Genomic DNA, 9296 nt, shown 5'->3' on the forward strand with positions numbered 1-9296 from the left:
TCAGAATGGTCATTTAATAAAAATCCAATAGATGACATTATCAAAAAATTTACTACTGAATAATCACGACATAGCTAACCAGCGTAACATGGTATCATGAGTGATAGTCTCTACTTCATGGTTAACACCCAGCAAACGGCGTTCCGTATAGCGGATTTCCGGCCCCTTGCGGCTGACTCGATCGCGCAGGCCGTAATGGTGGATGCGGGCAATGCGTTGCACCCTGCCCTCAAATTGCACGCTGGCAGAATCGCTGCCGGCAGTCGCTTTCAGATATTTAGCGGTGCGCAATTTGGTAAACATCTGCCGCTTGATGCGTCCCTGTTTTGTGCGTGCCGTGACGCGGCGTGGCTCGTATCCGCTACCATCCGGGTTGCGCTGCAGCCTGATATTTTGTTGTTGCGTGCGGCGCAGCTGCTGCGCCAGCTCGCGCAGCATTCGCTTCCGCTCTGCTGGTTCCAGGTTAGCCAGCAGCGCCGTCAGCCAAGCATCAACCTGCTGCAGCTCATCCACGTTTCACCGTCCACATAGCATCATCAGGGTTTTCCGGCTCCGGCACGGCTTCCACACTCGACACGCCGCCATCAGTGCTGACCACAACACGCTCCGTCAGCTGCAGGTCTATGCTGATATCGCAAATATCATTGCGCAGGATATCCACTTCAAAGATGAATAGTTTTTCCCTCAGCTCCGGGTTATTGATGGCGTCAGGCTGGTTAACACTCAGCCATTGAAGGATCGGCGCCATCAGTAAATTCTGGTCGCCACTAAAATCGACTATCACCACATTCAGGGTGTACCGGTATTCCCATGAAATAGACGGCGCGCCAGTCGCCACTACTGCGCCTTTGTCCACGAACATATGCAGCTTGTCCGGGTTTTCCCGGACGTACTGCACCGACTTATTGAGCGCGTGGCGTAAGGATTGAGGCTTGTTCACTGTTTCGCTCCTGGCAGGCAATAATCACATCCACCTTATCGGCGCAGATGGCCCATGCAGCCTCGGCTTCATCAGCCGCCGTAAGCAGATCGCCGTTAGTCCTGGCTGACGACTTTTGCAGGCGGCACTGCGTTATTTTCGGACAGCCATTCACGGTAAGCTGCACCTCCGGCGAGCGCGGGGCGGTCTCGCAACCTGATAACGTCAGGAGGCAAAGGAGTATCAGACCAGCGCCGCAAATCATCGTTTTCACGTTTAAGCTCCTCAATACGCCGTTGCCGCTGGCGCAGCAGCGCGGTGGATTCTTCCGCCACCGCATAAAGCCGCGCCTGCTCCCGGTTGTTGGTTTCGGTCAGAACAGACAGCGCGATCAGCTGACTGCTGGCGCGGGCCTGTTTTTCCTTGCTGGCTTCCAGAGCACGTCCCTGCAGCTCAATCGTCTGCCGGGCCTTGTTCAACTGCCACGATTGCCAGCCCAGCAAAGCCAGAACCAGCGCTATCACCGCCGCCAATATGCGCATCAGGCCACCGCTATTTTATTTTTCATTCCTTTGCTCCTTTTAAGCACCAGGACAGTTCCCGCGCGCGGCGGTTATCCAGCCCCTGATTGAATACACCGTTGACATACACCCAGCGCGGCAGCTGATAGCACGCATCCCGCCAGCGCTTTTGATTAATAAACTTCACCATGGTGGAGCTGCAGGCATTGCCGGTCCCAACGTTAAAGGCCAGAGACACCAGCGCGTCATAGACAAACTGCGGAACATCCACCAGGACACAGCGCGCCAGCGCGGTTTCAACCCTCAGCACGTTGGTGATGAAGTTTCCTGCCGCCTGCCGTTCCGTGATGGTCCGCCCTGGCTTCACGCCTGACGTGTTGCCGATGCCGTCAGTCCACACACCCGCATCACACTGATAAGGCTGCAGGCGGCATCCCTCGTAATCCGCAATCAGCTTTAATCCTTCCACTGATGTATGGAGTTGCTGAAAACCCGGCAGCGTGGCGGCAATCGCCAGCACCACACCGATAACGCAGTTTTTAACGGCCCGCAGACTCATATTCACCCCGGCTGATTTTCCCGCTGGCAAGCAGCTGATAGGTCTTGTGCCGGTAGTACCAGCTGACCAGAAACATGCACAAACCCAGCACCATTCCGGTGATCGTCGCCGCAGCCTGCAGATCAAAGTTCCCAAGCTTCGCCATGAATAAGGCGATGCAGTACGTAACAAAGGCGCTGATTCGTTCAAGCGTCATAGTTCAGTCCCATAGCTGGACGGTCTGCACCGTGGTTGTGGTGGCAATATCCGGCAGCTCCACCTGCAGGCCGTGTGGTAAAAATGGGCCATATTCAGCCAGCCCCGGATTTGCCTGCAGTACCTGTTCCGTGACGCCCTGCGTGCGTCCGTAATGACGCCAGCAAAGCGCGTCCACCGTGTCATTCTGGTACGCACGCACTTTCATCAGATCAGCTCCACCGTGCAGTGCGGCGCATCCTGTACCCGGCTGATAGCCCAGCGGGCATCCCGCCACAGGTCGCCGCTGGCCTCCGCCAGTTCCTCTCCCCGCTTCACGCCGGACGCAGTGGCGTCATAGTCCTGATAACGCTCATTGACCTGCGCACGCGCCCAGCAAAAAACAGCATTGTGATAGTGGTGGATACGCTCGCTTTTACCGTCCAACTGCTCCGCAGGCACATCTGCCAGCGTCATAAACCCCAGCATCTGCTGGCGCTGGCGGAAGGTGTAAAGCTCTGCGTTAACCTCTGACATAGCAGAAAGGATCAACTGCTTTAAACGTGGTGCCGTCACCGTGCCATCCGTTCGCATCACGCTGCGAAATTCCGACAAATCAACATCAGGCCAGAACGGCGTATTTTTGATGACTTCGGCCTGTTCCGGTGCCTGTTCGGGCGCAACAAACTTCATGCGGCTTTCTCCAGATTAGAGGGCGGTGGACGGGGTTTTGATGTGGCGTTGCCTTTCGCCACCCCGTGCCGCCCGTGCGCGGGGCACGTTCGGTCAGCTACCGGCGGCGCGCAAACGGCGCTCCAATTGCTGTTTATCTTTCTTCACGCCACAGTGGTTATCGAGCTGCAGCGCATGGTTGAGGTGGTTAAGCGCTGATGCGGGGCTGGATTCAGCCAGCACAAGGCCGATTGCTTTATGCAGTCGTGCTCGTGACTGATCCGGCATATCGTGATCGGCGGTAAGGTCCAGCGTCTGCAGAAGCGGCTCAGCGTCAAAGCCCGTTGCGGCAATCAGGGCGCTTTGCGCCGCGTCTGCAATTTCTTCCGCCAGCACCGTCTGCACGTTCCGATTGCCAATTGGCATAACCCAGCACTGACGCAGTGCATGACGCCCGATTTCCAGCGCACCGGCATAATCACCGGCATCAATACGCCAGAGCATCACGAACATCAGCACATCGTCCTGCTGCGTACCTCCGGCAGCCAGCACCCCCTCCGCCCAGGCGGCATACTTAGGCAGCAGCTCAACTTTGATTTGCGCCTTTGTTACCGTGGACTGAATGCCTTTAAGGCGGCGGCGGTCCTCCGCCAGCTGCAGCAGCATCAGGTCATAACCTGACGCGTGGCGAACACTGCCGCCCTGCCGGGCGGCCTGTTCAGCCTGAACGCGCAGGCGGTGCTGCCTTGCGGGACTCAGGCTCATGCATTACTCCCCGGTATCTGGTGCTGGGGTACTGAAATCACCGTACTCGATGTTTTCAACCAGAGCCGCGCAGCGGTAGTCCTCCACCACAAACGCCTCATTGACCGATTCAAAGTTTTCAATGCGATCGCGTTTCGGGTTATCGATGACAGAACGGCGGCGGGTATCTGCCTGCCAGTAAATGGACAGGTTATCCAGACGTGTGATCAGCAGGGCATTTGCCGGGAAGAACGGCGCACGGACCGCCTGCAGGCCACCCATGCGTTTCTGGCTGATAATGAGATCGGCAGCCAGCTTTTCACTGTTTTCCTGGTCTTTGTTGACGAGAGGGAAATACTTGTCGGACAACAGCTCACGACCACAGATCACCACCAGTTCATCATCGTCCTGGTACACCACATCGATCAGCTCGTTGACGGCATCCATCACCACGGCGTCCAAATTTTCGTAGCCCTTCTCATCCAGTTCTGAAGCGCCTTTACCCACCTTCACCGAGCCTTTAGTGGTTACGCCCTCTTTGGTAGTGCTGCCCATAACGCGATCCGGTGCATCTTCACGAATTTTCTGCAGCCAGCCTTTGTTCACATCCTGCAGCAGCGGGTTTTCAGCGCGTTTGGAGGTTTTAGCGCGGGTGATACCATTAAAGCCAATCATGATGCGGTCCAGCGCCTGACGCTTGATGATGGCGTTACGCACGCGTACCTGGAAATCCTGGAATTTCGCCCACAGGTCCAGCTTCGCGTAGGTCAGCACCGTGTCATAGTTGGTCTGCTCGCATTTATACTCCACGTCCTCCATCACCATCGGATCGGTAGGCTCACGGTCCTGTTTAGTGGTGTCGGTGGTTCCGGCAACGGTACTACCTACGCCCAGCCCCAGCAGTTGTCCGGACTGCTCATCAACCGGCGAGACGTTAATCAACGTCAGGAATGCAGCGGACTGCTGGATCTCATCCTCCAGCGTCTGCTGCACGGACGGCTCAACGGTGAACTTGCTGGAAAGTTCCTCCACCTCCACACCGTTCAGGCGGGCCAACTGCTGCAGGTAGGCATTGAATGCAAATTTAGTTTTCTGTTTCATCGGGTTTTATGCTCCATCAGCAATTGGTCAGAGAGCCAGCAGGCGCAGAGCCGCCCGGCGTGCGCTGGCGATAATCTTTGCGGCTATCTTCCTGGCTCAGCTTCTGCTGCAGTTCGGAAAAGGCATCGACCTGCGCCTGCAGCGAGGTTTCCAGCTCAGACAGACGGGCGGCCTGCTCAGATAAGGATTTTTGCGTGCTGTCGCCCAGGTTCTGCTGCTCAGTTGCCAGCAGTTCCACGGCTTTATGCACATCAGAGAATCGCGCATCGTCGCTTTGTTCTTTTTTGCTGAACATCGCAGCCACGCGGGAAAAAAGGCTCGGTTTTTCGTCCTGGGTTTCTTCCAGTTCGATCACCGTTTCTGCAGCGGCGGTAAACAGGTTTTCAGGGTTCTGCTTACGGTTCGCCAGCGGGTTGTGCGCAGCGCTGGCACTGAAAGCCAGCATTTCGGTACCCAGACTTGCTGGATCGTCAGTAGCCGCCAGCCCTACCAGATAGGCTTTACCGGTATCAGCAAATTTCGGGCTGACCTCCATGGAGGTGAACAGCTTCTGGCCTTTTTTTACCAGCTCCACCAGTGAATCCGTTGGCTCCACATCGGCATAAAGCGCCATCTTGCCCGCCAGCGGGCCATCACTGATTTCCTCTGCAACCAGCGCCGCTACCTTGCCGTAACGGTTAAAAGTGCTGTCCGGCATGTAGGACTTAATGTGTTCTAGGTTGATCAGCGCGGTATAGACCGACGGGTTATAGCTGGCAGCCATCTGAATCAGCCAGTCACGCTGGATTTCGCGTCCGTCAGTGGTGGCACCTTCCACCCCAATACGGAAACGCTTTGCTTTCACTGTCATGAGCTGTGCTCCGTTAGAAAACTTACTGGAGCCTTATGTTTGCTGTGATGGAGGGGGTGAAACAACCCGCGCACCTTGTGCGATAAACCACACAAAACGCAGTCAGGGAAAGGCTGCAATCAAGGCCGTATGTTTGAGCCATGGAAACCATGACCCCCGCAGACCTCGATCCCCGCAGGCAGGCAATGCTGCTGTATTTTCAGGGATACCGCGTAGCCCGCATTGCTGAAATGCTGGGCGAGAAAGTTGCAACCGTTCACAGCTGGAAAAAGCGTGATAAGTGGGGCGAGTATGGCCCACTCGATCAGATGCAGCTCACCACTGCAGCCCGCTATTGCCAGCTCATCATGAAGGAGCAGAAAGAAGGGAAAGACTTTAAGGAAATTGACCTGCTGGCACGTCAGTCAGAGCGTCACGCCCGGATCGGGAAATTCAACGATGGCGGGAACGAGGCAGATTTAAATCCGAAAGTTGCCAACCGCAACAAAGGCCCGCGCCGCCAGCCTGAAAAGAACGTTTTCACCGATGAGCAGATCGAAAAGCTGGAGGAAATATTCCGTGGCGGCATGTTCGAATATCAGCGCCACTGGTGGCAGGCAGGTGTTAAGCACCGCATCCGCAACCTGCTTAAATCACGTCAGATAGGCGCAACATATTTCTTTGCCCGCGAGGCACTGATCGACGCCATCACCACCGGGCGCAATCAAATCTTTCTCTCAGCCAGCAAGGCGCAGGCGCACGTCTTTAAGCAATACATCATCGACTTTGCAAAAGAGGTTGATGTGGAGCTGAAAGGCGACCCGATGACGCTCAGCAACGGCGCCACGCTCTATTTCCTCGGCACAAACGCCCGCACCGCGCAGAGCTACCATGGCAACCTTTACCTTGATGAATATTTCTGGATACCGAAATTCCAGGAGCTGCGCAAAGTAGCGTCAGGGATGGCGATTCACAAAAAATGGCGGCAAACCTATTTCTCCACGCCGTCCAGCCTGACCCACAGTGCCTATCCGTTCTGGTCCGGCGCCCTGTTCAATCGGGGCCGCGCCAAGGCTGACAAGGTAGACATTGACCTGACCCACGCCAATCTGGCGCGCGGCGTGCTTTGCCCGGATGGGCAATACCGCCAGATCGTCACGGTTGAGGATGCCGTGCGCGGTGGTTGTAACCTGTTCGACCTCGACCAGCTGCGCATGGAATACAGCCCGGACGAATATCAGAACCTGCTGATGTGTGAATTTATTGACGATCTGGCGTCGGTGTTCCCGCTCAGCGAGCTGCAGGCCTGCATGGTGGACAGCTGGGAAGTCTGGTCTGATTTTCAGGCGCTGGCGCTGCGTCCGTTTGGCTGGCGTGAAGTCTGGATCGGTTATGACCCGGCGAAAGGTACGCAGAACGGTGACAGCGCCGGTTGCGTCGTCATTGCCCCGCCATCAGTATCGGGCGGCAAGTTCCGTATTCTGGAGCGCCACCAATGGCGCGGAATGGACTTCCGCGCCCAGGCTGACGCTATCAAAGCCCTCACACAGCAATATAACGTGACCTATATCGGCATCGACTCAACCGGCGTGGGCCACGGCGTTTATGAAAACGTGAAAGCGTTTTTCCCTGCCGTCCGCGAGTTCGTCTATAACCCAAACGTAAAAAACGCCCTTGTCCTCAAGGCATACGACATTATCAGCCACCGCCGCCTGGAGTTCGACGCCGGGCACACCGACATCGCACAGGCCTTTATGGCAATCCGCCGGGCCACCACCGCCAGCGGCAACCGCCCTACCTATGAAGCCAGCCGCAGCGAGGAAGCCAGCCACGCAGATTTGGCTTGGGCAACGATGCACGCACTGTTTAACGAACCGCTGCACGGCGAGGCCGCCAATACCAGCAATATTGTGGAGATTTTCTGATGAGCGAACACAACGCCCAGACCAATGCGACAACAGAAGCTATCGAACTAAAAAAAAATGCCGCATCTGCCGAGGCATTCAGCTTTGGCGACCCGGTCCCGGTACTGGATCGCCGCGAGCTACTAGATTATGTGGAATGCGTGCAGATGGACAAGTGGTATGAACCACCTGTAAGTTTTGACGGACTGGCGCGCACTTATCGTGCAGCCGTGCATCACAGCTCACCGCTTACCGTGAAACGTGACATTCTCAGCAGTACCTACATCCCGCACCGCCTGCTCAGCCAGCAGGCGTTCACCCGCTTTGTGCAGGATTACTTAGTATTTGGCAACGCCTATCTGGAAAAGCGCACCAACCGGCTTGGTGGCGTGCTTTCACTGGAACCGGCTCTGGCAAAATTTACCCGCCGTGGAGTGGACCTAGATACCTACTGGTATGTGCAATATGGCATGGCAACCCAGCCCTATGAATTTACGCCTGGCAGCGTTTTTCACCTTATTGAACCTGATATTAATCAGGAGATTTATGGGCTGCCTGGCTATCTGTCTGCCATCCCATCAGCTCTACTGAATGAATCCGCAACGCTGTTCCGCCGCAAGTATTACATCAACGGCAGCCATGCTGGCTTTATCATGTACATGACTGACGCAGCGCAGAATCAGGGGGACGTAGACAACATTCGCCAGGCGATGAAAAGCGCCAAAGGACCAGGCAACTTCCGTAACCTGTTTATGTATTCACCTAACGGAAAAAAAGACGGCATCCAGATCATCCCGTTGTCAGAGGTGGCGGCAAAGGATGAGTTTCTAAACATCAAGAATGTGAGTCGCGATGACATGATGGCAGCACATCGAGTTCCACCACAAATGATGGGAATTATCCCTAATAACACAGGAGGATTTGGAGATGTAGAAAAAGCCAGTCGCGTTTTTGTACGCAATGAATTAATGCCATTGCAAAAACGCGTACAAGAATTAAATGACTGGCTGGGTGAAGAAATAATTAAATTCTTACCTTACGATCTAGGGACTGATTTTAAATAGAAGCAAAACTAGGGCCGACTTCTTTTTCTTTCCTCTCGCCTTGCTTTGGCCTCAGCAAGGCGTTGAGGTTCAGTGTACAACCGTTCCAACAATAAATAAGTGAATTCCTCAAGATCCTCAGCTGTTATTTTATCAAGCACCCCCTCATGCGCACCATCATTACCATCATCCTTCACACACTCAGCTAAATCCCTTAACGCCTCAGGCAACCTATTGTTATCGAAAAGCCACTTCATTCTTAACCCAAGGCTTCTCCTTATTTTTTGATTAGGCTCTTCACTACTATCAGGCAGTAAGTCTTTTGTCGCATAATCCAGACATAGCCTAAACATCGTACCTGCAGCATTGAAGCATCCTATCGCCAAACACTTCGCCCCCTCCTCAAATGCATCATTGATATTCTGGGGTAAAAACTCTGGTGGCTCTCCTACATCTAAATCGGCAGGCGTAACTGTTCTTTTAATATCAGCCATATCAGTCAACTGAAAGAACGCCATGTTCCAATCAATTTTACTAAGGTCTCTCCCTCGGTCTTTAGAATCGCAAATATATATTGTGGTTTGATGACATTCCCTGCATACACAGTACACCTCATACTCAGGAATTTTCCCACCATTGAATGCTTCTATAAAACCGCAGCAGTTCGCCCCGCGAACATCAAATGCAATTTTTTGAGTGCCGCATCTTGGGCAATCTTCAACTAATATTGACATGCATACCCCCTTATTTATGTTTTGACATTTCAATCAATCGATACAGAACGATTTTTAACCAATAACTATTTAAAGAGTTTATGTAATATGCTGAAC

Annotated in this window: 14 protein-coding genes; 2 read left to right on the forward strand and 12 right to left on the reverse strand. The window is 54.2% G+C overall.

What is annotated here, in order from left to right:
• Positions 1–63 precede the first annotated feature (63 nt).
• From NNN71_RS21730 to NNN71_RS21780, 11 genes are all read right to left on the reverse strand, one after another.
• On the reverse strand, positions 64–513 hold the full coding sequence (locus NNN71_RS21730; RefSeq protein ID WP_271459316.1) for a phage virion morphogenesis protein: 450 nt from the start codon (positions 511–513) through the stop codon (positions 64–66).
• On the reverse strand, positions 506–940 hold the full coding sequence (locus NNN71_RS21735; RefSeq protein ID WP_185667931.1) for a phage tail protein: 435 nt from the start codon (positions 938–940) through the stop codon (positions 506–508). The genes NNN71_RS21730 and NNN71_RS21735 overlap by 8 nt, the downstream gene beginning before the upstream one ends.
• On the reverse strand, positions 903–1148 hold the full coding sequence (gene lysC, locus NNN71_RS21740; RefSeq protein WP_271459325.1) for an Rz1-like lysis system protein LysC: 246 nt from the start codon (positions 1146–1148) through the stop codon (positions 903–905). The genes NNN71_RS21735 and lysC overlap by 38 nt, the downstream gene beginning before the upstream one ends.
• Positions 1036–1461, reverse strand: a complete 426-nt coding sequence (lysB, locus tag NNN71_RS21745) for an Rz-like lysis system protein LysB (RefSeq protein ID WP_271459317.1) — start codon at positions 1459–1461, stop codon at positions 1036–1038. Before lysB ends, lysC begins: the two co-directional genes overlap by 113 nt.
• Positions 1462–1483: 22 nt before the next feature.
• Positions 1484–1999: a lysozyme gene (locus NNN71_RS21750; protein WP_271459318.1), complete on the reverse strand. Its 516-nt coding sequence runs from the start codon at positions 1997–1999 to the stop codon at positions 1484–1486.
• Entirely contained in the window at positions 1980–2195 is a 216-nt protein-coding gene (locus NNN71_RS21755) for an HP1 family phage holin (protein ID WP_032299972.1), read from the reverse strand. The genes NNN71_RS21750 and NNN71_RS21755 overlap by 20 nt, the downstream gene beginning before the upstream one ends.
• Positions 2196–2198: 3 nt before the next feature.
• On the reverse strand, positions 2199–2402 hold the full coding sequence (locus NNN71_RS21760; RefSeq protein WP_032280591.1) for a tail protein X: 204 nt from the start codon (positions 2400–2402) through the stop codon (positions 2199–2201).
• Positions 2402–2866 (reverse strand): head completion/stabilization protein, encoded by a 465-nt coding sequence (locus NNN71_RS21765; RefSeq protein WP_032280589.1) that lies wholly within the window; start codon positions 2864–2866, stop codon positions 2402–2404. The genes NNN71_RS21760 and NNN71_RS21765 overlap by 1 nt, the downstream gene beginning before the upstream one ends.
• Before the next feature lie 93 nt (positions 2867–2959).
• Positions 2960–3610 (reverse strand): phage terminase small subunit, encoded by a 651-nt coding sequence (locus tag NNN71_RS21770; RefSeq protein WP_271459319.1) that lies wholly within the window; start codon positions 3608–3610, stop codon positions 2960–2962.
• A 3-nt stretch (positions 3611–3613) separates the two neighbouring features.
• The gene (locus tag NNN71_RS21775; RefSeq protein ID WP_271459320.1) at positions 3614–4690 is read right to left on the reverse strand and encodes a phage major capsid protein, P2 family; all 1077 of its coding nucleotides are present in this window, start codon (positions 4688–4690) and stop codon (positions 3614–3616) included.
• 16 nt (positions 4691–4706) lie between these two features.
• Entirely contained in the window at positions 4707–5540 is an 834-nt protein-coding gene (locus tag NNN71_RS21780) for a GPO family capsid scaffolding protein (protein WP_271459321.1), read from the reverse strand.
• A 140-nt stretch (positions 5541–5680) separates the two neighbouring features.
• Between NNN71_RS21780 and NNN71_RS21785 the strand changes: the two genes are divergently transcribed.
• The gene (locus NNN71_RS21785) at positions 5681–7444 is read left to right on the forward strand and encodes a terminase ATPase subunit family protein (protein ID WP_271459322.1); all 1764 of its coding nucleotides are present in this window, start codon (positions 5681–5683) and stop codon (positions 7442–7444) included.
• Entirely contained in the window at positions 7444–8487 is a 1044-nt protein-coding gene (locus NNN71_RS21790; RefSeq protein WP_271459323.1) for a phage portal protein, read from the forward strand. The genes NNN71_RS21785 and NNN71_RS21790 overlap by 1 nt, the downstream gene beginning before the upstream one ends.
• Before the next feature lie 8 nt (positions 8488–8495).
• Here NNN71_RS21790 and NNN71_RS21795 read toward each other — a convergent pair whose 3' ends face one another.
• Positions 8496–9200, reverse strand: coding sequence for a DUF4145 domain-containing protein (locus NNN71_RS21795; RefSeq protein WP_271459324.1), 705 nt, complete (start codon positions 9198–9200; stop codon positions 8496–8498).
• Positions 9201–9296: the final 96 nt, after the last annotated feature.

The organism is Kluyvera sp. Awk 3, from assembly GCF_028069715.1.
Taxonomy (GTDB): Bacteria; Pseudomonadota; Gammaproteobacteria; order Enterobacterales; family Enterobacteriaceae; genus Kluyvera; species Kluyvera georgiana_A.

Bases quoted from the DNA above. Each gene is read 5' to 3' on its own strand.
- NNN71_RS21795 (WP_271459324.1), bottom strand. From the start codon at position 9,200: ATGTCAATATTAGTTGAAGATTGCCCAAGATGCGGCACTCAAAAAATT.
- lysB (WP_271459317.1), bottom strand. From the start codon at position 1,461: ATGCGCATATTGGCGGCGGTGATAGCGCTGGTTCTGGCTTTGCTGGGC.
- NNN71_RS21760 (WP_032280591.1), bottom strand. From the start codon at position 2,402: ATGAAAGTGCGTGCGTACCAGAATGACACGGTGGACGCGCTTTGCTGG.
- NNN71_RS21750 (WP_271459318.1), bottom strand. From the start codon at position 1,999: ATGAGTCTGCGGGCCGTTAAAAACTGCGTTATCGGTGTGGTGCTGGCG.
- NNN71_RS21765 (WP_032280589.1), bottom strand. From the start codon at position 2,866: ATGAAGTTTGTTGCGCCCGAACAGGCACCGGAACAGGCCGAAGTCATC.
- NNN71_RS21755 (WP_032299972.1), bottom strand. From the start codon at position 2,195: ATGACGCTTGAACGAATCAGCGCCTTTGTTACGTACTGCATCGCCTTA.
- NNN71_RS21770 (WP_271459319.1), bottom strand. From the start codon at position 3,610: ATGAGCCTGAGTCCCGCAAGGCAGCACCGCCTGCGCGTTCAGGCTGAA.
- NNN71_RS21775 (WP_271459320.1), bottom strand. From the start codon at position 4,690: ATGAAACAGAAAACTAAATTTGCATTCAATGCCTACCTGCAGCAGTTG.
- NNN71_RS21785 (WP_271459322.1), top strand. From the start codon at position 5,681: ATGGAAACCATGACCCCCGCAGACCTCGATCCCCGCAGGCAGGCAATG.
- NNN71_RS21790 (WP_271459323.1), top strand. From the start codon at position 7,444: ATGAGCGAACACAACGCCCAGACCAATGCGACAACAGAAGCTATCGAA.
- NNN71_RS21780 (WP_271459321.1), bottom strand. From the start codon at position 5,540: ATGACAGTGAAAGCAAAGCGTTTCCGTATTGGGGTGGAAGGTGCCACC.